We start from the raw sequence: 562 nt of genomic DNA on the forward strand, positions 1-562 counted from the left end.
CCGTCGCCGGATCGGGTGCCCCAGGGCGCGCCTGCCGATCGCCACGGCGGCCGCGTCGTGGCGGGTGGTCTTTCTGGTCTTGCTGGTGAGGGGCTTCTTCCAGTGCTGCGCGCCCCAGCGGGAGGTGTAGGCCGGATCGACGGCCACGAGGGGGATGCCGAGGTCGGCGGCCATCGATACGAGCCGGGCCCGCAGCCGGGCGACGGGCATGCCGGAGATGAGGTGGCGGAAGCGTTTGCGGCGGCCGTGTTTCTCCCGGGTGGTCTCGGCGGTGAAGTCCAGGTCCTCGATGGCGATGGCCAGGTGGTGTCGCTTGGCCCAGTGCAGGAGGCGGATCAGGGCGTGGCGGACCTGTGCGTCGCGGTGCGCGGCCGTGCCGGTCAGGTCGTAGTCGAAGCGGCGCGGGGAGCCGGCCGGGTTGCCGTGCTCGTCCAGCCGCCAGGCGGCCAGGTGATCGGCGTTGGTATCGACCCCGATCAGGCCGTTCGCGCGGGCGGTGGCCAGGGGCACGGTCTTCACCGGGGGGATGGTCCAGGAGGCGGTGAGGTACCAGCGGCCTCGG

Annotated in this window: 1 protein-coding gene; it reads right to left on the bottom strand. The window is 73.0% G+C overall.

The window, feature by feature from the left end; all coding sequences use genetic code 11:
* Positions 1 to 562 (bottom strand): IS200/IS605 family accessory protein TnpB-related protein (locus ALMP_RS42555; protein WP_264937414.1); only part of this gene is annotated, 562 nt, incomplete at both ends.

Source organism: Streptomyces sp. A012304 (genome assembly GCF_026008495.1).
Classification (GTDB): Bacteria; Actinomycetota; Actinomycetes; order Streptomycetales; family Streptomycetaceae; genus Streptomyces.